Annotated in this window: 22 protein-coding genes and 1 tRNA gene; 15 read left to right on the forward strand and 8 right to left on the reverse strand. The window is 51.8% G+C overall.

Annotated elements, in window-relative coordinates; all coding sequences use genetic code 11:
- Positions 1 to 183 precede the first annotated feature (183 nt).
- Positions 184 to 411 (forward strand): hypothetical protein, encoded by a 228-nt coding sequence (locus tag CDO73_RS15295; protein WP_088489383.1) that lies wholly within the window; start codon positions 184 to 186, stop codon positions 409 to 411.
- Between the two features lie 171 nt (positions 412 to 582).
- Here CDO73_RS15295 and CDO73_RS15300 read toward each other — a convergent pair whose 3' ends face one another.
- The 6 genes from CDO73_RS15300 to CDO73_RS15320 all read right to left on the reverse strand — a co-directional run bounded on the left by CDO73_RS15300 (position 583) and on the right by CDO73_RS15320 (position 3417).
- Positions 583 to 1209 carry an FMN-dependent NADH-azoreductase gene (locus tag CDO73_RS15300; protein WP_088489384.1) on the reverse strand — a complete coding sequence of 209 codons (627 nt, stop codon included), beginning with the start codon at positions 1207 to 1209 and terminating at the stop codon, positions 583 to 585.
- A gap of 379 nt (positions 1210 to 1588) precedes the next feature.
- Complete coding sequence (locus tag CDO73_RS26795; protein WP_179218716.1) at positions 1589 to 1732, reverse strand: hypothetical protein; 144 nt, start codon at positions 1730 to 1732, stop codon at positions 1589 to 1591.
- A gap of 31 nt (positions 1733 to 1763) precedes the next feature.
- Positions 1764 to 2126, reverse strand: a complete 363-nt coding sequence (locus CDO73_RS15305; protein ID WP_088489385.1) for a hypothetical protein — start codon at positions 2124 to 2126, stop codon at positions 1764 to 1766.
- 95 nt (positions 2127 to 2221) lie between these two features.
- Positions 2222 to 2596, reverse strand: coding sequence for a YidH family protein (locus CDO73_RS15310; protein WP_088489386.1), 375 nt, complete (start codon positions 2594 to 2596; stop codon positions 2222 to 2224).
- Between the two features lie 75 nt (positions 2597 to 2671).
- The gene (locus CDO73_RS15315) at positions 2672 to 3031 is read right to left on the reverse strand and encodes a NucA/NucB deoxyribonuclease domain-containing protein (RefSeq protein WP_088489492.1); all 360 of its coding nucleotides are present in this window, start codon (positions 3029 to 3031) and stop codon (positions 2672 to 2674) included.
- A 203-nt stretch (positions 3032 to 3234) separates the two neighbouring features.
- Positions 3235 to 3417, reverse strand: coding sequence for a hypothetical protein (locus CDO73_RS15320; RefSeq protein WP_088489387.1), 183 nt, complete (start codon positions 3415 to 3417; stop codon positions 3235 to 3237).
- A 397-nt stretch (positions 3418 to 3814) separates the two neighbouring features.
- On the opposite strand from CDO73_RS15320, the gene CDO73_RS15325 reads away from it, so the two are divergent.
- The 14 genes from CDO73_RS15325 to CDO73_RS15390 all read left to right on the forward strand — a co-directional run bounded on the left by CDO73_RS15325 (position 3815) and on the right by CDO73_RS15390 (position 21824).
- Positions 3815 to 5638 carry an APC family permease gene (locus CDO73_RS15325; protein WP_088489388.1) on the forward strand — a complete coding sequence of 608 codons (1824 nt, stop codon included), beginning with the start codon at positions 3815 to 3817 and terminating at the stop codon, positions 5636 to 5638.
- A gap of 217 nt (positions 5639 to 5855) precedes the next feature.
- Entirely contained in the window at positions 5856 to 6104 is a 249-nt protein-coding gene (locus CDO73_RS15330) for a hypothetical protein (protein WP_088489389.1), read from the forward strand.
- A gap of 89 nt (positions 6105 to 6193) precedes the next feature.
- Positions 6194 to 6709, forward strand: coding sequence for an SH3 domain-containing protein (locus CDO73_RS27520; protein ID WP_256972708.1), 516 nt, complete (start codon positions 6194 to 6196; stop codon positions 6707 to 6709).
- Between the two features lie 354 nt (positions 6710 to 7063).
- A complete protein-coding gene (locus CDO73_RS15340) occupies positions 7064 to 8764 on the forward strand; it encodes a methyl-accepting chemotaxis protein (protein WP_088489391.1) in 1701 nt (566 codons plus the stop codon).
- Positions 8765 to 8932: 168 nt separating this feature from the next.
- Positions 8933 to 9015: transfer RNA gene (locus tag CDO73_RS15345), tRNA-Leu, on the forward strand.
- Positions 9016 to 9234: 219 nt separating this feature from the next.
- Positions 9235 to 10407: a glycoside hydrolase family 88/105 protein gene (locus tag CDO73_RS15350; RefSeq protein WP_256972709.1), complete on the forward strand. Its 1173-nt coding sequence runs from the start codon at positions 9235 to 9237 to the stop codon at positions 10405 to 10407.
- A gap of 218 nt (positions 10408 to 10625) precedes the next feature.
- Positions 10626 to 12866, forward strand: coding sequence for a helix-turn-helix domain-containing protein (locus tag CDO73_RS15355; protein WP_088489392.1), 2241 nt, complete (start codon positions 10626 to 10628; stop codon positions 12864 to 12866).
- Between the two features lie 463 nt (positions 12867 to 13329).
- Positions 13330 to 14934 (forward strand): extracellular solute-binding protein, encoded by a 1605-nt coding sequence (locus CDO73_RS15360; protein ID WP_088489393.1) that lies wholly within the window; start codon positions 13330 to 13332, stop codon positions 14932 to 14934.
- A 154-nt stretch (positions 14935 to 15088) separates the two neighbouring features.
- Positions 15089 to 16033 (forward strand): ABC transporter permease, encoded by a 945-nt coding sequence (locus tag CDO73_RS15365; RefSeq protein ID WP_088489394.1) that lies wholly within the window; start codon positions 15089 to 15091, stop codon positions 16031 to 16033.
- A 40-nt stretch (positions 16034 to 16073) separates the two neighbouring features.
- Positions 16074 to 16946 (forward strand): carbohydrate ABC transporter permease, encoded by an 873-nt coding sequence (locus tag CDO73_RS15370; RefSeq protein WP_088489395.1) that lies wholly within the window; start codon positions 16074 to 16076, stop codon positions 16944 to 16946.
- A gap of 1 nt (position 16947) precedes the next feature.
- Entirely contained in the window at positions 16948 to 17937 is a 990-nt protein-coding gene (locus CDO73_RS15375) for a sugar phosphate isomerase/epimerase family protein (protein WP_088489396.1), read from the forward strand.
- On the forward strand, positions 17924 to 18607 hold the full coding sequence (locus CDO73_RS15380; RefSeq protein WP_088489397.1) for a hypothetical protein: 684 nt from the start codon (positions 17924 to 17926) through the stop codon (positions 18605 to 18607). Before CDO73_RS15375 ends, CDO73_RS15380 begins: the two co-directional genes overlap by 14 nt.
- A gap of 35 nt (positions 18608 to 18642) precedes the next feature.
- On the forward strand, positions 18643 to 20379 hold the full coding sequence (locus CDO73_RS15385) for a prenyltransferase/squalene oxidase repeat-containing protein (RefSeq protein ID WP_256972716.1): 1737 nt from the start codon (positions 18643 to 18645) through the stop codon (positions 20377 to 20379).
- Between the two features lie 134 nt (positions 20380 to 20513).
- Positions 20514 to 21824: a Gfo/Idh/MocA family protein gene (locus CDO73_RS15390; RefSeq protein ID WP_088489399.1), complete on the forward strand. Its 1311-nt coding sequence runs from the start codon at positions 20514 to 20516 to the stop codon at positions 21822 to 21824.
- Positions 21825 to 21969: 145 nt separating this feature from the next.
- Here CDO73_RS15390 and CDO73_RS15395 read toward each other — a convergent pair whose 3' ends face one another.
- Positions 21970 to 23499, reverse strand: a complete 1530-nt coding sequence (locus CDO73_RS15395) for a UvrD-helicase domain-containing protein (protein ID WP_088489400.1) — start codon at positions 23497 to 23499, stop codon at positions 21970 to 21972.
- A complete protein-coding gene (locus tag CDO73_RS15400) occupies positions 23480 to 25252 on the reverse strand; it encodes an ATP-dependent nuclease (protein ID WP_088489401.1) in 1773 nt (590 codons plus the stop codon). The genes CDO73_RS15395 and CDO73_RS15400 overlap by 20 nt, the downstream gene beginning before the upstream one ends.
- Between the last annotated feature and the right edge of the window lie 194 nt (positions 25253 to 25446).

Consider the following 25446-nt stretch of genomic DNA (forward strand, 5'->3'; position numbering starts at 1 on the left):
ACATACAACCAAATATTTTACCCATTTTAGCTTGTTCGAAACGTTTTCGAAACGAAATAAATTTGCATTCCGTAACATGGGAGTGGTAAAGTTAGGATATTGAAAAAGGAGTGCAATTCCGATAGCCGTACTTATTTAACAGTTCGGACTGTCCGTTTGTGGGTCCTTAAGAAGGAGACTCATATGGAAATCGAAGAACAGAACGTAATGAAGGTGCAGGCCGATCTTCAACGCATTTTTACCAACGGCTATTTTGTCGTGATTCGGGTGCACAATTCGGATGAACTGTTCGTGGGACAGATTACGGAGCTTGACCTGGATGGCGGGATGTTGACGATCGGGAAATGGGGAGAGCTGCAGAAGGTCGCCATTGAGAATATTTTGAGCGCGGAAGTACCGGGCCACGAGTAAGAAATAGAGGAACGCTTTTGATCATATAGAAGCGACGGTCTGCAAGCCGTCGGTACGCGAAGAGGCTCCGTCGGATGACGGAGCCTCTCCTTTTTGGCGCAGCCGCATAAGATGCCGTGCCGTAACGGAAAAAAGGCCCCGCCGAAGCGGAGCCTTTTTTGCAGAGAAAAATTAGAATTTCGCCGCGAGTTCGGCTGCTTGTTTCACGCCTTCTTCGATGATCGAAGCCGCGCGGTCCGGGAATTGGTTGTGTCCTTCGACAACGACCGTTTCCGGGTTTTGGATGCCCCAGAATCCCAGCGTGTTTTTCACGTAGTTCAAGGACATTTCCATGCCGCTCATCGGTTCGATGGAGTAAACGCCGCCGCGTGCTTGCAGCAGAGCGACTTTTTTGTCCGTTACCAGACCTACAGGACCTTCAGCGGTGTATTTGAACGTTTTGCCCGCTTGGTTCAGGTAGAAGAGGTAAGTGAGCAGTTGAGCCGGAATCGTGAAGTTCCAGAGCGGGAACGCGAATACGACTTTGTCGGCGCCCAGGAATTGGTCCAGGTAAGTGTTGGCCAGACCTGCCAGGCGTTGTTCTTCGGAAGTCGCTTCGATGCCGTTAGCCGCTTTGTACAGGCCGGTCATCATGTCGTTGTCGTAGTAAGGAAGATCGGCTTCGAACAGGTTCAGTTCGGTAACGAGATCGTCCGGGTGAGCGGCTTTATAGCTTTGTACGAAGCTGTCGTACAGTTTTACCGTAGCGGATTGGTCGGCCGGACGGTTGTTGGCTTTGATGAAGAGAACGTGAGTCATGGAATAAGTTCCTCCTGAGCGATATCTTTAGTATTTAACTTTCTTAATTATAGTATATGAAATAAAATAAATCGTCAAGTCCCAAAACGAAAAAAAGTTACCTAGCTAGGACGTTGACCGAATCGAATTTCCGTTTTAACGGTCGGCTTTGTCGATCGACGTACGCGGCTGAATTTTAATCGGAATTTCAGGTTTCTATCAGGTACGCTTAAGCTTGGAACGTTATATTAATGACACAACCCCTCTGTAACATAGACTTTAACCCCGGCGCTTCGGCGTCGGGGTCCTTTTTTTGTCCGGACCGCGCGCTCCATGCAAAAAGCCCCCGAAAACGGGGGCTTGGCTGCGGCTCGGCGGCCGCAGACGGTCGCGATACGATTTAGATGAAGAACGACAGACCGACGACGGCCGCGATCGAACCGAGCGTAAAGAACAGAATCGTGCGCAGTTCGCGGATCATGATCAAGCCTTCTTGTTTGTGATGATCTTCGGTGCGGTCAAAAAATTGTTTGTCTTTGGACATCTCTTATTCCTCCTTCCGGATCACGTTCCTGTTAAGTCGGAATCCGGAAGAACGAGAGGAAGGAACCTCTGAATTTAAGCGGCCTGAGCAGGCGATGCTTCCGCAGGATCGGAATGCGAGAGTCCGCATGCAGGCTTTGCAAGGCCGCAGCCGCGCACATCGTCCCGAAGCCGAGTCCCAGAGGCAGCGCGGCCATATCGGGAACCGGCGTCTGATGGGAAGCGGCAGGCGGCGCGTATTGGTGCTGCTGGTGATAAGAAGAGTCGACGTTCGCGCCCGAAGCGTCGTTCTCGGAAGCCGCGAAACGAACGTCGGGCAGAAGCACGAACAGCAAGCAGAGCAGCAGAACGGCCGCTTTGGCATAAATCCGAGCGTTTTTCCCGTATCTCCGCATGTTTCGCCTCCATTCCCGATCCTCGTCTTCTTCTTATCATTATGGTCGGAAAAGAAGGGAACGGTCAAGGCGCTATCCGCGCTTTTTTGCCTAAGTCAACCGAACAGCAGAAATCCCGCAAGCACGAAGAGCAGCGCGAACAGCACCAACATGAAGCCCAGCGTCAGGTTGACGGCCAAACGCGAGGCGCGAAAAACGCCTTCATTAATGTCGCGTCGCTTGCGTCGGTATTCGTGCGTGGCCGCCAGCAGCAGCGACAGCGCGAACGATAACGAACCGATGCCCGCGATCACCGCGAACACATGGGCTTTTTCTCCGTAAGTCGAATTGAACGTCAAACCGGCGGCCAGAAAACCGAGGCCCGCAACGGCGATGCAAGTGCGAATCCAAGCCAGATAAGTCCGTTCGTTGGCGAGATGCTGCTGGACGTAGCGGTTTTCGATCGAAGGGTCCGTTTGCCCGGGGTTCATCGTATAGCTCCTCCGTATCAGGGGAACCGCCGGAGCCGGACTGCCGTCCCGACGGAATCCGCAGGTAATCAAGCGTTACTCGAATACGAATTCGATCCGCGTGCCGTCCGGGTAATCTTCCAACGTATTGCCGACCCATGAGCCGGCCCCGCGGTTGTCCGAAGGCGCGACGTATTCGATATCGGCTCCCGTACCGCCTTCTTCGCACATCGCCATCGGCCACTCGTCGCGGTCGAAGCCTTTTTTGGTCGGAATGCCGCGCAGCGAATCTTCCCGATTGGCTTTGGCGCCGTCCCGATCGATGGTACACACCGCGGATTCGCCTTTGGCGATCGCATGCTGAATATGCGCCGCCGTTTTCGGATAACGATCGGCGGGGAATTCGATGCGAACGACCTGTCCGTTTCCGCTGCCGGGAACGTCCAAATCCAGCATCGGAGCGACCAGCTTGTACAACTGCGGCGCGAACAAAGCCAATAGGACGGCAATAACGATGGTAATCAGCGACGGCGCGCGTTTCTTGCTGCGATCGGATTTCTTTTTACTCACGCAAACGAGCCTCCTTAACCGGTAATCGGAGCTTCATTATACCGGAAAAGAGGCCGCGGCGCGCGAAATTTCGCAAAAGATATTCGAGCTTATTTGTCCAGTTCTTCGGAATCTTCCGGATCGTCCAGAAGAGGTTCGTCGCTCTCAAGATTGTCGCGGGTCAGCTTATCGAAAGAACCCGGATCGGTGTCTTCGTAACGCGGGTCGGCATCGGGAATGTTGTCCGGGCCCGGCCCTTTGTCTCTCAAATCGTCTTGACGGTCTCTGTTCATGACGCTCACCCTTTCCATAAAATAAAACCTGACTGTCTGTTAAATGCATACACGTTCGCCGGCTTGATGAAACATTTTTCATAATAGCGCTTTCCTGCGTTCACAAATGGCGAAATATCGACGTGCGGACGAGATTGAGCGTGCTGGGCTTCGCGAAGTCGAGGCCCGATATTGAAAGTGTGAAAAAAAGGGCGAAAATGAATGAAAACAGCATTCGTTTGGGATTGCTAATTACTGGTGAAATCCTTAAAGTAAAACGGTAGATTACGCGGCGGCGTCAAGCTTCGGCTTGTCGCGATTCGTTCGGAACTTACCCGAACCGCGTATGGCGGCCCGCCGTTCGAGGCGGCCCCGTGTTCCGCTCACGACATCAACCAAAAAAGGAAGTTAACCAATCATGACAGGCACAGGCAAAATCAAAAGGTTTCTGATCGGCAGACCGATGAAATCGAACGAACTCGAAGGAGAGAAATTGAGCAAGCTCAAAGCGCTCGCCATTCTCTCGTCGGATGCGTTGTCCTCCGTGGCATACGGCACCGAACAGATCCTGATCGTCCTCATCCTGGCGGGCAGCGCCGCGCTCTGGTATTCGCTGCCGATCGCTTTGGCGGTATTGGCCTTGTTGGCCATTCTGATCGTGTCTTACCGCCAGACGATCTTCGCTTATCCGACAGGAGGCGGGGCGTACATCGTCGCCAAAGACAATCTGGGCAAGTTCTCCAGCTTGGTTGCCGGCGGCTCTCTGCTTGTCGACTACATTCTGACGGTCGCGGTCAGCTCTTCGGCGGGTACGGACGCGATTACCTCGGCGTTCCCGGTCCTGCACGACGACCGCGTCCTGATCGCGCTCGCGATGATCGTGTTCCTGACGCTGATGAACCTGCGCGGAGTCACCGAATCGGCGTCGGTGCTCGCGATTCCGATCTACGCGTTCGTCGTCGCGATCTTCGTGCTCATCATCTCCGGCACGATCAACTATTTCACCGGCGGCGCTCCGGCCGCCGCGCCGCAGCTCGAAGCGACGATCTCGAACGTCAGCTTGTTCCTGCTGCTCAAAGCGTTCAGTTCCGGCTGTTCGGCGCTGACCGGCGTCGAAGCCGTCTCGAACGCCATTCCGAACTTCCGCGATCCGGCTCCCAAGAACGCGGCGGCCACGCTGCTGATGATGGGCGTCATTCTGGGCGCGATGTTTACCGGCATCACGCTGCTGGCGTACTGGTACGGCATTCGGCCGGACGAGAAAGCGACGGTCATCTCGCAGATCGCCGAAGCGACTTTCGGACGCGGTTGGCTGTACTTCGTGATTCAAGGCGTTACCGCGATCATCTTGTTCTTGGCGGCCAATACGGCGTACTCCGCTTTTCCGCTGCTGGCGTTCATGCTGGCGAAAGACAAATACCTGCCGCATATGTTCATGGTGCGCGGCGACCGCCTGGGCTTCTCGAACGGGATCATTTTCCTGAGCGTCATGTCGGCCGTCTTGGTCGTCGTATTCAAAGGAAATACCGAAAATCTGATTCCTTTGTACGCGGTCGGCGTATTCATTCCGTTCACGCTGTCGCAGCTGGGCATGATGATCCGCTGGATCAAGCACAAGCCCAAAGGTTGGCAGGGCAAGCTGATCGTCAATACGATCGGGATGCTGACGACGCTGTCGATCACCCTGATCTTCATTTTCACCAAATTCGCGCAAGTCTGGGTCGTCTTCGTATTCCTGCCGTTCGTCGTCTATTTGTTCGCGAAGATCTACCGGCACTACGCGAATACGGCGGATCAGCTGCGAATCGATCTCGCGGTGGACAAACCTTGCGTCAAAGGCAACACGGTCATCATTCCGGTGTCCGGCATCACGCAGGTCGTCCGCCATACGGTCAGCTACGCGAAGACGCTGTCCGACAGCGTGGTGGCCGTCTATGTCGGATTCGACGACGAGTCGATCCGCAAGATGGAAGACAAGTGGGCCGAATGGGATCCGGGCATTCGCTTGATCGTGCTCAAATCGCGTTACCGGAGCATCATGCGTCCGCTGCGCAAATTTATCGAGACGGTGGAATGGAAAAAAGGCGAACACGACAACATCACCGTGCTGATTCCGCAGTTTATCACGAAGCATTGGTGGGAAGCCGTGCTGCATAACCAGACCAGCTTGATGATGCGCGCGTATCTGCTGAACTACAAAGACGTGATCGTCACGACCGTGCCGTTCCATTTGAACAAATAACGAAAAATCGCTTTTGCCAAAAAGACCTCGCCGTCCGCGACTCAGCGGAACGCGAGGTCTTTTTGCTGCGCAAAGCCGTCGGACAAAAGAAAAAGCACCGATTCGCCGAGCCTGATTCGAGTTGTCGACAAAGGAAAAGATCGCTTGTTAAAGAACGTTTGTTCGTATATAATATATATATATCGAACATTTGTTCTTATGAAAGGGGAGCACGCGTATGCCGACCAAATATATCGGCGAAGTCGTCGAGATCGTCTATATGGACAAGAACGGGCATCTGTCGCAGCGGAGAATCGAAATTCACGGCATTCGCGGCGAATTGGTCTATTCCACATGCTTGACGAGCGGCGAACGCCGTACATTCCGTCAAGACCGGATTCTGGCGTGTCGGCCTTCTCCGTTCCGACGCAGGGAGAAAGGCAAAGGAGAGCGGCGAACAAACATCGCATCCTTGAACGGAAAGTAAAAACGAAAATCGACGATTTGCGAAAAAGCAAATCGTATTACATAATAATCATCGATAAAGAGAGCAGGCAGGAAAGGAAGCGATCAGGCATGGGGCGTCAGGTGCGGATCACCAAGAGCTATACGACCGCTTATCCGGAACCGATCATCTTGGCAAAAGGCGAATGCGTGATAACGGGCGAAGAAGATCTACAGTACCCCGGCTGGATTCGCTGCATGCACCCTTCGGGACGTTCGGGCTGGGTACCGGTCAATCGATTGATCCTCGAAGAAGAAGGAGAACGGGCAATCGTGCGCGAAGCCTACAGCGCACGAGCTGACGGCGGAAGCCGGAGAAACGTTGACCGTATTGGAAGAAGAAAGCGGATGGCTGCGAGGAAAGCGCGAGAACGGGGAAATCGGTTGGATTCCTTGCGAACATACGGAATAGAGAAGGAAGAAAAGCCGCCTTTCAGGCGGCTTTTGCACGTTAAGACCTATCAAGACATACAAGATCTATCAGCCGACGTACGCAAAAAGGCCGTCCTTTCGGACGGCCTCTCTACCCGTGGCGCTATTTGTTTGCTTGGCTTCCGTATCCCGCGCCACCGGGCGTGCTCTAATTAAAGAGCCGCACCGGTCCGGGTAAGGGATACGTTCAGCATGTCGTTACAGATGTGAACGCACCTCCTTTCTGTTGAGGTTATATTAGCACAACGTAAAGCCGCTGCCAACCCTTTTTCGCATAAAGTTTTCCAAGAATTTATTATAAATGTTAAAAATGAAATAAGTGAAAAATTCATAAAAGACGTCCTAGGAAGGTTCAAAGGTTTAAACGGGCCAAAATAGAAATCTGGCTGTCTCTCTAAAAATTTGACGAAAATGGTCGATAATTAAAGAAGATTGATCTGAAGCCGTTAAAAGGCGGTCGGCTTAAATCGTTCGTGTTGGAAAAATCAGAGACAGGAGAGAAGAACAACAATGAAATTCACCATCCAGACTAAACTGTTAAGCGGATTTCTGGGCGTTACCCTGCTGCTTGCGATCGTCAGCTTCGTATCGCTGAGCAATTTGAACGGATTGGGTCATCAAGCCGGGGAAGTCAATACCAAATGGATGCCTAGCGTCACCTTGCTCGGAACGATGAACGGGGACGTGTCCGATGTGGAACGTCTGCTCCTGAACATGATCGTCGAGAACCGTTCCAGCGAGTTCGGCGAGATTAAGAAAACTTATACGGATCTGCTTGCGAAGATCGAAACCGAACGCGAACAATATAAGCAGTTGATTCGTACCGACGAAGAACAGAAATTGTTCGAAGAGTTCTCAACGAATTACGATACGTTTCTTGCCGCGCTTCCGCCGCTCGTAGCGGCTGCGGAGAACAATCAGGAAGAACAGGCGCGGACTTTGCACCGTGAAGCCTTCTCCGTATGGAATACGGCCAACAATTCGATCATGGAATTGATCGCGCTGGACAACCAACAAGCCGGAGGCATGACGCAAGAAGCCGTAGATCGTTCTCAAACGGCAACGACGATCGTGATCGTGCTTAGCGCGATCGCGATCGTACTGGCCGTGCTGATCGCGGTCGTACTCGGACGCATGATCGCGACTCCGCTGAAGCGGGTACAAAAAGCATCCGAACGGATCGCGTCCGGCGATCTGACGGGCGAGGAGATCAAGGTAAGCAGCCGCGACGAGATCGGCGCGATGGCTTCGGCTTTCAATGCCATGACGGTGAGTCTGCGCGAACTGGTCGAATCGGTCGCGGCTTCTTCGGAACTGGTCGCCGCTTCTTCCGAGGAATTGACCGCCAGCGCCGAACAGAATAAGCTCGCTTCCGAGCAGATTGCCGCAACCGTTCAGGAAACGGCGGCAGGTACCGTCCATCAGGTCGATATTGCCGAGACTTCGGCGCAGGCGATGCAGGAAATGTCCATCGGCGCCGAGCAGATCGCGACGAGAGCGCAGACGGTTGCCGCGTCGGCAGCCGAGGCCGCAAGCCGGTCGCAGAGCGGCAGCGAAGCGATCCAACAGGCGATCAGCCAGATGGATTCGATCCGCGAGTCGGTGACGTCGATGAGCGGCGTGGTGAAGGAGTTGGGTACACGTTCCGAAGAGATCGGCATGATTACGAGCGATATTACCGCGATCGCGTCGCAGACGAATCTCTTGGCTTTGAACGCGGCGATCGAAGCGGCTCGCGCGGGCGAAGCCGGACGCGGATTCGCCGTCGTTGCCGACGAGGTTCGGAAATTGGCCGAACAATCTTCGGAATCGGCGAAGCGCATCTCCGAATTGGTCACGTTGATCCAATCCGATACGAACAGCGCGATCGAGGCGGCCGAGATCAACGACCGCGAAGTGTACAAAGGCATCGAGATGGTATCGGCTGCCGGCGGCGCTTTCGACAACATTCTGGGCGCGGTCGGTCAGGTAGCCGGCGATATCGAAGAAGTATCCGCCGGAGCCGAACAGATGTCGGCCAGCACGAACGAGATTCTGAATTACGTGCAGCAGAGCTCGCGGATCGCCGGCGAAGCTTCGTCGGGCATGACCGAAGTATCGGCCGCGACCCAAGAGCAGTTGGCTTCGATGGAAGAGATCGCTTCTTCTTCGTCCGCGTTGTCGACGACTGCCGAACAGCTCTACACGAATGTAAGCCGGTTCAAGATTTAACTGCGCATCAATCGACCGCGGATCGACAGATCGGTCTGATTCGGCCCGATTTGCGATCTTTTCCGAACAGCCTCGCGTCCTTCGGGACACGAGGCTTTGTTTTTTATTGACACGAGAATCTGGCACATGCTATGATCTTTTAAGTCGGCAATCTTGCTTGATTATTAAGCCGGAGTGGTGGAATGGCAGACACAGCAGACTTAAAATCTGCCGGGAGTACTCCCGTACCGGTTCGAGTCCGGTCTTCGGCATCCTTTTGCACCGACGAAAGCATCGTGTATCGCCCGCATTCAGCGGGAACGGTATGCGATGCTTTTTTGTTGAGTAAAAATTGTTTTTTTGATTTGAATTTTTGGTTATGTCTTGAGACTTGCTCAGATGTTATAATAAAAAGCGATAACGAAGTAAGCGCTTAATCGGATAAGGCTTGCACTAGGAAAATTCGGCGAATAGAGAATCGGAGGTACGGAATGGACAGAAACGAAGCGGTGGGGGAGCAAGAAACGAACCGGACGGCCGGAAGCGCAAAAACGCCGGGAAACGCGACAAAAGAAAGCATTATGATAGCGCTGGATCGGGTGACCGAACGCTTGATGAATTTGCAGCGGCCGGAGAACGAGCACGAACTGCAAGCGCTCGAGGGCGACGCGGCGCGCCGAGGCTATTTCGCGCGCGATTTCGGCATGGACGTATGGGATTGGCCGCAGGGGATCGGATTGTACGGCTTGGCAAAAGTGGGCGGTTATTTCGGCGACGACCGTTTCGAGCGTTATGCCGAGCCGTGGATGTCGGCAAGGCTTAGCGAAGGACTGCCGAGCCGCAACATCAACACGACGGCGCCGCTGCTCTCGTTAATGGAACTGCCCGAGGCGGAAGCGCTCAGTCTGGAATGGGCGGAGTGGTTGGCGAACGGACTGCCGCGTACGGAAGAACAAGGCTATCAGCATGTAACCACAGGCGCGACCTCCTCCGAAGTGCTGCTGAACGAAAACGAAATCTGGATCGATACGCTGTTCATGGCGATCTTGTTCACGGCGAAAATGGGCGTCAAATACGACCGGGCGGATTGGCGGGAGACTTCGCTGCATCAACTGCTGCTGCATATCAAATATTTGTACGATCGGAAAACGGGGCTGTTCTTCCACGGGTGGAACTTCACCGGTCGGCATAATTTCAGCGAAGCGTTCTGGTGCCGCGGCAACGGCTGGTTCACGCTGGGGCTGCCGGAATATATCGATCTGATGCGTCCTTATCTGGACGAGGGCACGCTGCTCTATCTGACGCAGACGTTCCGGACGCAGAGCGAAAGTCTGCTTAAGCTCCAGCATTCGAGCGGATTGTGGCATACGCTGCTGGACGATCCGGACAGTTACACCGAGACTTCCGGTTCCGCGGCGATCGCCGCGGGGATCTTGTTCGGCGTGCGGCGGGGCCTGCTGCCGGAAGAATTCGCCGAGTCCGCCATGCGCGCGCTGAATGCCGTTCTGGAACGGATCGGCGAAGACGGCGTGGTCGGCGGCGTATCGGCCGGAACGCCGATCGGCAAGCTGCGCGAAGATTACGCGCGGATCGTCACCGCGCCGATGGCTTACGGCCAAGCGCTGACGATTGCGCTGCTGGGCGAAGCGCTGTATCGCAGCTAACTTTTTGTGTGAGCTTTTCTCCGGTCTGCGATCGATTATCGTTCGAAACAGGTATCCGATTCGGAAAAGCCTTGTTATAATGGCGTTACATCACGGAAGGATCGGCGTTCTCGGTCTTCTTCCTCCGGCTGACCGCCGGTTATTCCATGCTGTCGATCTCGATCGCGATTGCCGCGAAGCAATCCGCTGGATCGACGCAAAGCGAGGAGGGTTGTTCATTGTCCCGAACCTGGTATCGTCGACTGCTGCTTTCGTATTTTCCGATTTTTTTGCTTACCGTGACGATCCTGATCTTCACTTCGTTTGTGTTCGTGAACGACATTTCCCGGCAGGAAACGAAGAAGGCCGACCGCGTGGCTTCGCGTTATCTTGTGGATAACGTGGATCGAGTCGTCCGGGAAGCCGAGATGTCGGTTCTTGCCGAAGTCGAGAAGAACACGGCATACCCGTCGTATTTTCGGGAGATCGGAGGACGCAGCACGTCCGATATGTATGCGATCGCGCGCAGCTTACGCAGCTTGTCCGACGATTCGAGTTATATTCAATCGGTCTACTTGTACGATCAGAGGAACAAGGTCGTATTGACGCAGAGCGGTTTGTCCGATCCGAGAACGTTCCCTGACGCGGAATGGTTGAAGAAGATCGATGCGGGCGAACCGGGCTCGGGCTGGCAGCCGCTGCGCGATTACCGATCCGATCAGTCCGCCGTGTCGACCCGGGTGCTGACGATCGACAAAGGCATGCCGCTGCCGTTCGGCAGCGAAGGCACGCTGGTGATCAATCTCAAGATGAGCGCGATCGAGCAGTTGATCGATAATATGGTCAACGAACAGTTATCTTTCATGACGATTACCGACGGCAGCGGAGGAACGGTCTATCAAGCTCATGCCGAGACGGTAGACGGCCAGATGCTCAACGAATTGAAGTTGGATCGGTTGGGCTGGACGTTCTCCAGCGGCATACGCGCCGCCAGTCTGTTCGGATGGGTCTCCGTCATTTCTTATTTGTGGGTAGCGATCGCGGTGGGCACCGTCGTATGCGCCGTCTTGTATTTGATCTATATTACCCGCCGCAATTACAAGCCGGTACAAGTCATTATGAACCGGATCGAAGCGCACCAGATTCGCGCGCTCGATCAAGGCGGCAAACGGACGGACGAACTCAAGTTGATCGACGACGTATTGGAGAATCTGATTCATCATACGCAGGATTACGAGATCAAGAGCCGGGAGAACGAACTGCTTCAGCGCAGCCGGTTGTTTACCGAACTGCTGCGGAGCGAACGCGTCGAACAGGCCGTCGAACGGTTGGAGACCTTCTCGCCGCTCGCGGGCGTGTCGGATTCATCGCGTTTTGCCGTTGCCGTCTACGAGATCGAACGTTACGAGAGCGTGTTCCGCGACCGGTATACCCGAGGCGACCAGAACGCGCTGAAATTCGCTTTGATGAACGTTTTTCAAGAGTTGGCGCGGAGCGTCCAGCTTCAGGCATGGGCGGAATGGATGGGCAGCGACCGTTTGGCGGTGATCTTTCTCGCCGAAGAGGACGAGGCTCGGATGATGGAAGCGCAGCGCAAGCTGGCCGAAAGTTACCGGTTCTGGGTCACGGATCATCTGCGGTTGTCGTTATTCTGCGGAATCGGTCCGATCGTGCGCGGCGTCCAGCAGATTCGCGTTTCTTACGAAGCGGCCGAGTCGGTCATGCGCCACAAGCTGCTTCAGAGCGGAGATATTCTGCTGGCCGATACCGAAGATTCGACGCCGCGTCTGCTCGAGACGTATCGCTATCTCCAGACCATCGCCGAACTGGTCAAGCAGTTCCGGATGTCGAACGGACAATGGCGGGAGCAGTTGGAATTGTTGTTCGAAGAATTCGAACGCGATTTTGTTCAGGACGAGACCATTCTTTCTTTGATCCAAGCCCTGCTTCAGATGCTCGAACGCGAAGTTTCGGTCATGTCGGAAGGATTGCAGCAGGCGCTATCTCGCGAACAGGCGGAAGCTCTCGAGCGTCGATTGCTTGAAGCGGATACGCTGAACGAGGTCAAAGCCGCGTTGTCGGACGAATTGACCGATCTGTTCCGTCTATACGTATCTGCCAGCGAAACGAAAAGTTACCGGGCGATGGTCAGCGAGATGAAGACGTATATCGAAGAGAATTTCGCGAATCCCGATCTCTCGTTGAAACATTTGAGCGATCGGTTCCAGATCTCGGGCAAATACGCCAGCTACTTATTCAAGACGGAATTCAATATGAAGTTTGTCGATTTTCTTACCGAACTGCGAATGAAGGAAGCCGAACGGTTATTGCTGAAGACGGATTGTCCGCTGCAGGATATCGCGCTGCAGGTCGGTTACGCGAATGCGATTACGTTCGGACGCGTATTCAAACGGGTATCCGGCATTACGCCCGGAGATTATCGCAGACAGCATCGCGGATTGCCGTCGCTCGAAAGTTGATCAAAAGTTTTACGTTATTTTGTTCGGCGATTGTCGGGTCTTGCGCGTTCGAATAGCAAAATCTTCGATTCGTTAAGATCGTTTCGGCCGCCTGCCGCGATTGTGCTGCCCTTCCGTAAGGAAGAGCGACGCGATCGCGGTTTTTTAGCGGTTTTAAAGGCTTACGAATTCGGTTTGTCCTGCGAAAAAGGTTTATGGAAGGTGGTTTTTTTGACGATGTAAGCGATTTCACAAGGTTTTTGCTTACGAAAAAGCGCAGTTCGACGAAAACAGTCAGGATAATAAACCGAAAGGACAATTTAACCAAGATCTATCCATCGGAAAGAGGTTTATTGCTCATTCGCCGGATTGTATGGAATACTGGGGTCACTCCGAAAGGGGGGGCGGCATCCGGGAACGGACGCCGAAGCTTGGTGGATTTGTCTGCATTACCGTCACACTACAGACAAAAGGAGATGGGAAAATGACAGGACAGACGCGTAGAGGGGTCATGAAAAAAGCGGCAGGAACGGTGCTTTCCATTATGTTGGGCGCATCGCTGCTGGCAGGCTGCGGCTCGGGAGACAAAGAGCAGTCGGCGGGCGCAAGCGGAGAGGCCGGCGGAAGCAAAGAACGCGTAACCTTAAAGGTGGAAGTGTTCGACCGGGGCAACAGCCCGTCGCCGCACACGATCACGAACAACTGGCTGACGCAATACGTACAGAAAGAGTTCGGCGATCCGAACAACATCGACGTTCAATACGTGCCGGTACAGCGTTCCGAAGAAACGACCAAGCTGAACGTACTGATGGCGAGCGCAAGCGACGTGCCGGATATCGTCTTCGTCTACGATTCCAGCGTATTTTTCCGCTACGCGCAGCAGGGCGGCCTGACCGATGTCGGCGAGCTGCTGAACCAGTACGGAACCAACCTCAAATCCTATCTGGGCGACGATACGCTCAAATTCGGTCAATTGGAAGGCAAGCAGTTCGCCATTCCGGGCAAACGGGCGATCACCGGCCGCTATGCCTCTTATATTCGTCAAGATTGGCTCGATAAGCTGGGCATGAAAGCTCCGACGACGACCGACGAGCTGTACGAAACGCTCAAAGCTTTCAAAGAAAAAGATCCGGGCGGCCTCGGCGACAAAAACATTCCGATGGGGATGGCGCTGGCACCGGCTCAATACGAAACGCTGATCTACTCCTTCATCAAACCGGTCAAAGGCGACCTGACTTACAGCCAACGTTACGAACTGCCGCTGCACGAAGGATTCAAAGACGCGATGCAGTTCATGAACAAACTGTATAACGAAGGCCTCATGAGCAAAGACTTCAGCTTGGACGAAGAAAAAGAGCAGCTCGGCAAAGATATCCAAAACGGCAACGTCGGCTTCTGGTCCGAAGACGTGGATAACTTGTTCTACGCCGACGGCACGCTCGACAACCTGACGGCTAACGTTCCGGGCAGCAAAGTGACGCCGATCGACGCGTATTCCAACCCGAACGAAGGCGGCAAACACATCAAATCGCGTTACGGCTCCAACGGCATGTACATCATGATTCCGAAAAGCAGCAAACGCGCGGCCGAAGCGGTCAAATATCTCGATTGGATGTCCACGGGCAACAATATCATCAACATCTACAACGGCGTGGAAGGCGAGAACTACGAGATGAAAGACGGCATTCCGGTGCTGAAAGACGACGCGACGCAAGAAATGAAAGACCGCGTCTACAACGGCGGCGATATGGCGATCATCTCCAACGGCAAAGCGATCGGCGATCAAGCGAAGAACGAAGCGGCTTGGATCGCGGGCTTCCCGGCGAACAACCAAGAAATGCTGAGAAAATCGATCGATCTCGCGAATACCGATACGGTAGGTCCGATCGTGTTCAACGGTCCGATCGAAGCGGAAGCCAAATACGGCACCGCGCTGAACGACAAGCTCAAAGTCATCATGGTCCAAAGCACGATGGCCAAACCGGATCAATTCGAAGCGGTATACGACCGCGAAATGCAGGACTTCATGAATATTGGCGGCTCCGAACTCAAAAAAGAACTGGAAGCGGCGCTGCAAACTTTGAATTAATCGGCGGCACGCATCTGAAAACGGGCAAGCCGGGGCGGAAGGGGAGATTCGCATTCCTCGCCGCCCTCGGCTATCTTTATCGGGAGGCGGCTCCGCCGGACCGTTCGGTTCGAACGGACGGCAGAGCGGCCGTACCCGCCAGGAGGAGAACGACTTGACCAAAGCGACGACTTACCTGAACGAGACCAGCGGATCGAAACGGCGCTCGTCCTATATCAAACGCTACTGGCAGCTCTACGCTTTGCTCTCGCTGCCGATCATCTACTTCCTGATCTTCCGCTACGGTCCGATGTACGGCGTGCAGATCGCGTTCAAAGACTTCAATTTGTTTCAGGGCATAAACGGCAGCGAATGGATCGGCTTGGACGCGTTCCGCGAAGTATTCGCGATGAACGACTTCTATATCACGCTGCGCAATACGTTCATGTTGAACTTCCTCGATCTGATCGTTTCGTTCCCGGCGCCGATCATTCTCGCGATCATGCTGTACGAGATCCGCTCGGGCTGGTTCAAAAAATTCTCGCAGACGATCCTCTACATTCCGCATTTCATTTCTTGGGTCATCATCGGCGGGATCGTATATCAATTGTTCGGTACGCAGTCCGGCATGGTGAACGAAGTACTTCGCAGCTTGGGCTTCGAAGCGATTCCTTTCCTGACGGACAAAAGCTCTTGGTTGATCACATACCTGTTCACCGGCGTGTGGCAGAGCGCAGGCTGGGGAACGATTCTGTATCTGGCCGCGCTGACAGGCGTGAACAAAGAATTGTTCGAAGCCGCGGACGTGGACGGGGCGACGAGACTCAAGAAAATCTGGCATATCACGCTTCCGAGCATCAAGCCGACGATCATCACCCTGCTGATCCTGAATCTGGGCAAGATGGTCAGCATCGGATTCGATCGGCCTTACATTATCGGCAACACGGCGGTGCGCGAATATTCCGACGTGCTGAGCACGTTCGTCTACCGGATCGGCTTGGAAGCCGGCCAATATACGCTGGCGACGGTCGTAGGTTTGTTCCAAGCGATCGTCGGTCTGGTCTTCATAGTCGGATCGAACTACATTTCCAAAAAAGTGACCGGAGACGGCATCTTGTAAGGTTAGGCGGCAGGCTTATACAGAAGGGAGAGTTTGTGCGATGAGTGAACGTACTTCCAATCGAATCTTCGACATTGTCAATATTACTTTCGTTTCGCTGTTCGTCATTTTCTGTCTGGCTCCGTTCGCGCATACGATCGCGGTATCGCTCAGCTCGAACCGGGCGATCACTTCGGGCGAGGTTACGTTGTGGCCGGTCGAATTGAACTGGGACGCTTACGGCAAAGTATTCGCGGACCATTCCATGCTGCAATCGCTCGGCTTTACGGTGATCCTGACGGTCGCGACGACGCTGCTGTGCATGTTGTTCACGATCGCGGCCGCTTATCCGTTGACCAAAAGCAATCTGAAAGGCCGCAAATTTTTCATGTATCTGATCATCATCACGATGTTCTTCAGCGGCGGCATCATTCCCGAATACCTGCTGATTCGCGACCTGCACATGATCAACACGGTCTGGGCGCTGATCCTGCCGGGGCTGGTGAGTCCGTTCAACTTGATCATCTTGATCTCGTTCTTCAAAGGCATTCCTCAGAGTCTGGAAGAATCGGCCGAAATCGACGGCAGTTCGCATCTGAATACGCTGCTGCGGATCGTGCTGCCGCTGTCGCTGCCGGTTATGGCGACCTTGTCGCTGTTCTACGCGGTCGGCCGCTGGAACGGCTTCCAAGACGCGCTCATGTACGTCACCAACCCGGAGATCTATCCGCTTCAGCTCAAGTTGTTCCAGATGGTCCAAAACAACATGGTCACCGAGCTTACCCAGATGGAAGGGGCCAACCGCGCGGCGTTGACGCCGGAAGCGCTCAAAGCGGCCACCGTCATTTTCGCGACCGTACCGATCCTCTGCGTCTATCCGTGGCTGCAAAAGTATTTCGTCAGCGGCGTGATGCTCGGGGCGGTGAAAGGCTGATATGACGGAGATCGAAGAAACGGTCGTCGACAAAGGCGAATATTCGTTTTCGACCTGCTGGAACATCAAGCGGACGGGAGGCGGGCGGGCGATGATCGAAGACATCGCTTCGCTCGGTTTCCGCCGGGTCGAATTGAACTATAACGTGACGCGGGAGATGCTGAAAGAGATCGAGCCGATGATCGAACGCGGCGAGATCGGCGTCTCCAGCGTGCACAATACGTTTCCGCATACGCCCGATCCCGACTACGGGACGGATTCGGTGCTGCTCGGATTCGAAGACGAAGCCAAACGCGAACGCGCGATCGAACTGCTGGTGGGATCGGCGGAATACGCGCATCGTTACGGGGCGAAAGCGGTCGTGGTGCATCCGGGCGAGGTGCCGATCGACCATGCGGACGTCAAAGCGTTGGAGAAGCTGTATCAAGACGAAGGCCGCGATTCGGCCGCGTACCGCGCCGCTTGGTCTTCGTTTATCGAGCGCCGGGAACGCGAAGCCGGAGGTTACTTGAAGCGGATCATCGAGAGTCTGGACGAAGTCTGCAACCGGTCGGCCGCCAAAGGATTGAACGTGCGTTTCGGCATCGAGACGCGGTCGCGTCCGAATCAGATGCCTACGCTCGCCGAAGCCAAGACGGTGATCGACGCGCTGCAAGGAGCGCCGGTCGGCATTTGGTACGACACCGGCCACGCCATCATGATGGACCGTTTGGGATTGTACGACAGCGTCGGCGAAGCGAACGGCTTAATGGATCATATCGTGGGCGTGCATATTCACGAGACGATCGGGCTGTCGGATCATTGGTGTCCGTACGTCCACAGCGGCGATATGCATTTCTATGACGCTTATCTGCCGATGATCGAACGCGCCGGCGTCAAAGTCTACGAGCTCAAAGCGGCCTGCCTGTCCGAAGAGATCGAGCGGAGCCATCGGCTGCTGCTCGGCAAGCTGGCGGCGCGAAGCGGAGAGTCTGCTCATGCTCGGGGCTGAAGAACTTCGTCTCGCCATGCGCCACGCTCCGATTCTGCTGTTCGACGAACGGGAGCCGTTTTTCCCGGCGCGATTCGGCATTACCGTATTGCGCCAAGACGGTTCTTCGCCGTCTTTTGCTCGTCGACCCGATTTGAAATGTCCGCCTTCCGGACGGGTGATCGAGTATGCGATCTATTACGATTACGATATTCAACATCTGTACGACTTGGAGCATGTCTGGGTCGCTCTGGATGAAGACGGCGAAGTCGCGGACGCGGAAGCGAGTTTTCACGGGCGGTATTTGAAAAGCCTGCTGCCCGACCGTTCCAATCTGACGGACGGACGCGTCTCGCTCTATGTGCAGCCCGGCAAACACGCGCTGTCGCCGCTGCCCGACGTCTTTCCTCTGCTGCCGGAATTCGAGTCCTGCACGTCGGAAACGGCGGGAGCCGCAGGACTCGATTTCGGCGATTTTCTGCGCGGGGAGCTGGAAACGAACGAAGAGATCGACCGCCGCGTCGAACGTTATCTGCGAACGTTCGCTTTCACACCCGCATCGGCTTATCGGGAGTGGGCTTATGCGGACCGCCGAGAGTTATTCGTGTCGTGGCCGGACTTGTCGGCGGAGATCCCGCGGCGCGTTCGCCGCGAATTGGAACATATCGGGGAACATGATCCATATCCATAAGCAAGGGGGACGGGCTTATCGCATATGCGCGATTGGTGAAGCATAACGACGAATCGGTACGAAAAGGGTTGGAACGGCAGGTATTGGAGCCGGAGAACCGGTATTACGGAGGGACGATCGATCCGGCAACCGGCGCAGCGTGGGTCAATCATACGACGGGCACGCCGACGGATATGTGCAATTGGGGGACGGCGCTGGTCAATCCGGATTCGGCGTATTATCGCGACGAAGAATTGGCGAAGCGTCTGACGCTCGCTTCGGAATTCGTGCTGCGCATGCAGCACGAAGACGGGTCGATCTCGCCGGGATGGACCAATTATCATTCGCCGCCGGATACGGCGTTCGTGGTCGTCGGCTATTACCAGCTCTACAAGCTGCTGAGCGGGGCCGAATGGGAGCCGCTGGAGCCGACGCTTCGCAATATGCGGTCGTTCTTGGAACGGACGCTGCCGGTCATGCTGACGGGAGGCTGCCATACGCCGAACCATCGCTGGGTGCTGTGCGCGGCGCTCGGCTGCTTGCGCGAACTGCTCGGCGGAGAAGCCGGCGAACAAGCGGCGCGTCGGGCGGACCAATGGCTGGCCGAAGGGATGGATATCACGCCGGACGGCGAATGGACCGAGCGCAGCAACGGGATCTACAGCGCGGTCAGCGATATCATGCTGATCTATGCGGCGCGGCTGTTGGAACGGCCGGAACTGCTGGAACCGGTAAGGCTTAATCTTCGCATGATGGTCTATCTCGTGCACCCGTCGGGCGAAGTGGTCACCGACTATTCGGGGCGGCAGGATCTCGGCAGGTTCCATGATCTGTCCGCGTATTACCTGCCTTACGCGATGATGGCGCGGCAGGACGGCGACCCGCTGTTCGCGGGCATGGCTTCGCTTGCGATCGGCGCGATGGAAGATGCCGGTCCGGCTTCGGTCAACGCGCTTATTCAGATGCTGCTCGAGCCGGAGCTGCGCGGGCCGTGGGCGGCCGAAGCGCAAGAAGCGGTTCCGACGCGTTACGAGAAAATGTTGAACGGCGAGTTCTATCGCGAGAGTTACCTTGCGGACATGGAACGGGCCGGCCATAACGGCCGGATCTTCCACAGCCGCATGCATATCGATTTCGGCGCGCCCGTCGCCCGGATTCGCGACGGCGCGACCAGCGTGACGTTGATGACCGAGACGCCGTCGTTCTTCGCGCTGCGCCACGGCGCGGCTCGGCTGCTGGCCGTGCAGGCCGCTTCTTATTTCTATCCGGGTTATGTGCCGATGCAGAAGATGGAGCGGGAAGCAAACGGCGCTTACCGGCTGTCCGGCGAGCAGCGCAAAGGTTATTACGGGCCGGTCGCCGCGCCGCGTCAGCCGATTGCGAACGGCGAAGTCAGTCCGTGGTACCTGCTGCCTCACCACGAACGCGAATTGACGCATGAGCAGGTCTTCCGGGTCGAGATCGAAGCCGTGCCGGTCGAAAGCGGCTGGGATCTGCATCTGCGAGCCGACGAGCCGGGAGAAGTCATGACGCAGCTCTCGTTCGTATTCGGCGGAGAAGGCGAGCTCGTATCCGGCGAAGGTCAAGAAACCGGAACGGACCGGCGTCTGTGGAGCGGAGGCACGCTGCGTTACGAATGCGGTTCCGACTGGATCGAGCTGACCGGCGGCGAACTGGCGCATCTGGCGCCTTCGGTCCGCGAAGCCAATCTGCCCGACGGCTGCAAAATCGCGCTGGTGAATCTGATGACGCCGTTCGACAAGACCGTACGCATTCGGATGTCGCCGAAGTGATGTGATCGACGGACTTGGGCCACAAACGCAATAAAAGCGGGGTATTCGCCATTCGTGTACAAAAGGCGGAGAATTCTCCGCTTTTTTGCGTTACGCTTGCTTCAATGAAGATTCAGCGAAGGAGGACGTCAAACATGGAGGCAAGCCGTCAAAAAACAAGCAAAAAAACGTATGTGTTGGTCGGCACGGGAGGCCGGGCGGAATTTTTCTACGGGGCGATCGCGGGGGAGTTTCGGGAAACGGCGGAGCTGCTCGCTTTTTGCGATATCAACCGGGTTCGGATGGATTATGCCAACAAACTGCTGACTGAGAAATACGATTATCCCGCCGTCAAGACGTACGTGTCCGATCGTTTCGACGAGATGATCCGCGAACTCCGGCCGGATGTCGTGATCGTGACCAGCGTGGACCGCACGCATCATACGTATATCATCCGCGCGATGGAACTCGGCTGCGACGTGATTACGGAGAAACCGATGACGACCGACGCCGGCAAATGCCAAGAGATCGTGGACGCGGTGCAGCGAACCGGGCGCAAAGTGAGGGTCAGTTTCAATTACCGGTATGCGCCGCATCATACGAAGATCCGCGAGCTGATCCAAGACGGCGTCATCGGCGACGTGACTTCCGTTCATTTCGAATGGCTGCTGAACACCCAGCACGGCGCCGATTATTTCCGCCGATGGCATCGGGACAAACGCAACAGCGGCGGCCTGCTCGTGCACAAATCGACGCATCATTTCGATCTGGTCAACTTTTGGATCGGCTCGCAGCCGGAGACGGTGTTCGCGATGGGCGATCTGTTGTTCTACGGCCGGGAAAACGCGGAAAAGCGCGGCGTAACCCGATTCTACGATCGGGCGACCGGACATCCGAACGCAGAAGGCGATCCTTTCGCGCTGCGGCTGGACGACAACGAACATCTCAAAGCGATGTATCTGGACGCGGAGAGCGAAGACGGCTACCGGCGCGATCAGAGCGTATTCGGCGACGGCATCTCGATCGAAGACACGATGAGCGTGACCGTGCGTTACAAGAACCGAGCGCTGCTGACCTATTCGCTGAACGCTTATCTGCCGTGGGAAGGTTACCGGATCGCGTTCAACGGGACGAAAGGACGGATCGAAGCCAACGTGATCGAACAGTCGTACGTCAATTCGGGCGGAGACAAAGCGCTGGAAGGCGCGGTCAAAGGCGTAAATCTGCTCGTATTTCCTATGTTCGGCGAACCGTACAAAGCGGAATTCGAAGAAGGCGAAGGCGGACACGGCGGCGGCGATCCGGTACTGCTGAACGATCTGTTCGGCGAACCCGTCGAAGACCGCTTCCGCCGCGCCGCCGATCACGTGGACGGAGCGCGCTCGATCCTGACCGGCGTCGCGGCCAATCTCTCGATGGCGCAGGGCCGTCCGATCCGGGTGGACGAGTTGGTACGGATTCCTTAAGCATTTTAGTATTGACCTTTTATACAAGATTATTGTGTTATAACATAGAAATAAACGAATTATTATCATGATAATAATTCGTTTATTTCCACAGGAATCCTCATTTCTATTCATTTATAGAAAACTATCTTATAAACTATTTAAATTATTCGATTTTTTTGAATAGTTTGTTTGGTTCATTGAGGCCGTTTATTAATGCCGTTCTTATCACATGCTCAGAGTATCTATCATTATCAATAAACATAACAAACTTTTCTTTTGCTCTTGTAACACACACATAATGATTCTGCATATTATCATTAACATGTATGCTGTAATAACGGGAAAAACTAATCACCTGATCGAATTCTAATCCTTTAGCTGCAAAAACAGTCATAACTTTATGTTTTTTGTCTGATAAATGGAAAGCCATTTCATACTGAGGGTCACATACGCTTTCACAAAATTTAGCAATTTCCTCTATGCTGATTTTCATACCTAAGTAACTAGATAGATTACTTATTATCACTTTTATTTTTTCTTCAACAAGGTTTTTACTTTTTTTTAAACCGCTAATTATCTGATTGATCTCGATTCTTGTTTGCGTCCTTTCATCATTTCCTATGTTTTCTATAAAGTCATAGATTGTGTAATCTGTATTTTTAGAAAACATAGCTAACTCTTTAAGAAGATATCCATTTGGTAATCCTTCATCGATAGGAGTTCTTGGAATAAATACGAAATCATAACCTTTTTCGTTAAGACTTGTAGTTATTGCTTTTGCATCATCATTAAAGTTCGAGATAATAGTTATTTCTTTGTTTACGTCAATAATATTATTGCTAACTAATTGTGAAAATGATACGGGAAGATTTTCGAAATTATTGTATGGATATTTTTTAAATACCACAGTATCTACTAACTCACTTTGATTATCAAAATAAGAAGTATTGTGAAGCAGATTCGCATAATTCTCGATTGCTTTGTGGCATCTAAAATTTGTGACCAACTCGTAATTATTGAATTTTTCTTTTACTAATAATTCAAAAATATTACTCATTGCTCCTCTCCATATATAAATTGCTTGCTTCCCGTCACCAACAATAAAAATCTTTATGCAAAGTACATTTTTCAAAAACATGAAAAAATTATGCATATCTTGGTCTGAATCTTGATATTCGTCAATAAAGAGTACTTTGTATTTTGATACAAGATATTCTTTTGCTGCTACTGACCTTTGGAGTATTGCCAAAGCAACTTTGAACTTAAAATTTTGTTTATTATTTCGAAAAGAACCAAGAATATTTTTTGTTTTGAGTTGCTCTAAGCCATCATTTGAAGTGTTGAACTTATACTCATTTCCATATTCGACTGCATATTCACCTGAGTATTGCGGACCAAATGCGTCCCTAATAAAAGGTCTTGTAATTTCCTTTTCAATAAAAGAGTCATTTGTCATAACTACAATTTTTTTGTTTATAGACTGCTGAGCCTTCTTCTTAATTTCTTGAGTTGCCTTAATAGTAAAGGTGATGGCTGCTATTGTTCTATGATCAGCTATTTTATTAAGTTCGATGCCCATTTTTTTTACCATGATTGTAGTTTTTCCAGAGCCAGCACTTGCCGAGATTACGATATTGTTATCGTCTTTTAAAATGTTATCTCTAGCTTCTTGATCAACTAATTTCGATCTCATTTGAAGACACCAACTTTCTTAATGCTTCGAATAGTGGATGGTTTATGATTGTAGAACAATCTGTTTGAGATAAATATTTTGTGAATTCTATCATGTTTATCAGTTTATGATCTTGTAAATATTTTATAGGGTTAGAGCCTAATGCGTTTTGCATTGTTGGACCAATAGCTTCATATAAATCGTGTTCCAAATCGATTTTAGATAAGTAAATGTTCTTCTCTTTTAATAGCCGAATTTGATTTTCATACTGCTGAAAAATATCCTTCTTTTTCTCAATAACCATCTTTAGCTTTTCTTTTTCAGAGTAAACTTTTTTTCCTTCACTATCAATTTTAGAATAATCGATTTCAATAGCAGGCAATGAGATTTCTTCATAATCTTCTAAAAGGTTCAAACATCTTTGCAAGCCTATTAAATCGAATTTTGTAGGTTGGTTTTTTTTGGACTTTAAATCGTTATCTGTTTTTACAATTACTGAAATATTTAATCCTCGTAAAACTTTTGCATAAGGTTCAAATTTAATTCCGTTTACGTCCAACAGAAATCCTCCATCCAACTCGTACATTGGATTCACTTCTTCTAATATTTTTTCGAATAAGACTTTTTCTGATGGTCCTTCTACTAATAAAACCTTATTTGCAAACAACGCTGTTGCCAATGAACGATTAAGCTCTTTTTTTACATCTCTGTACTCAGTATCAACTGTATAAATATATGATTCACAAGCAGTACCGCTCTGTGAGTACACTCTTATTAATGAAGCATGATCCATTTCATAAAGTAATTCTGAAGAATGTGTCGACAAAAAGAAATAATTATAAACTTTCGAATTAAATAATTGTTTGGATAATGCAATTTGCATAGATCTATGTAAGCTGTTCTCAGGTTCTTCGATCAGATAGATAATTATCTTATTACCTTCTTGCAATTGAATTAAATGATTTAGTAGTGAATAAGCTAGTATTTTTTTTCTTCCGTCGCCTGAAGTTGGATAGATATGATCATCATTGTCTCTTTTAATATAAGGTATCAAATTGCCGAAGTATCCGTTTATTGATAATTCGGATTTCATTTCGATTTTTATATTTTCGTTTTTTAATTTCTTGTATTCATCAGTGATATTAGCTTGGAAACTTTGAATTATATTCATACTGCTAATTTTATTATTTAAAGTATCAGCTAGCTGTTTTATTTCATCCGATATATTTATATCTGATTCATCTAACTTTGCTTGATCAAATAGCTTATTACGATTTTTTAAGAATGTTTTTTCTAAATCTATTGTTGGATCAACATATACGACTTTAAAAAGATTATCAAGGCTGCTGAAAATTCCATTTTGATTAACCTCAATTAACTCCTCAAATTTATTCCCCCAGTATATTTTTGGTATACCCATTGCTTCACTTTTTTCGAAAGTGCCTTCTACTCGAAAATAGAATTCATCTAATTTATCACTTGATCTAGCCCCTCCAACTTTTGAAATAATATGTTTTGAATCGTTGTTAGTTTCACGATCTGATAAGTCTACACCCAAAGTGATTTTTATAGTCTTATCAATATTATTTTTATAATAGTCGGAAGTTTTAAATCCATTTTTCCTCACTTCTTTGTCTAACAAAAATCTTAGTGCAAACATGAAATTTGTTTTCCCAACATCATTCATACCGAAAATAACGTTTTGGTTAGTCAAATCTACATTTATGTTTTCGAAATTCCTGAAATTTTCTATTTTTAAACTTGTTAGCTTCAAAGAAAACACCGCCTAAGTTAATTTTTCTTGAATTCAAAGTTAGATACCAATATAGTATCATATCTCCATATTTTGTTGTTAGAAACTTCGTTTTTCGAAAAAGAATTATAGTATGCGTCCCTATTACACTTATTCAACCTAAAAAAAGTCCACCTTTCCAATCAATCCGTCCTTCTGAACCGGCGAAAGAGGCC

This window comes from Saccharibacillus sp. O23 (assembly GCF_002205895.1).
In the GTDB taxonomy this organism is placed as follows: domain Bacteria; phylum Bacillota; class Bacilli; order Paenibacillales; family Paenibacillaceae; genus Saccharibacillus.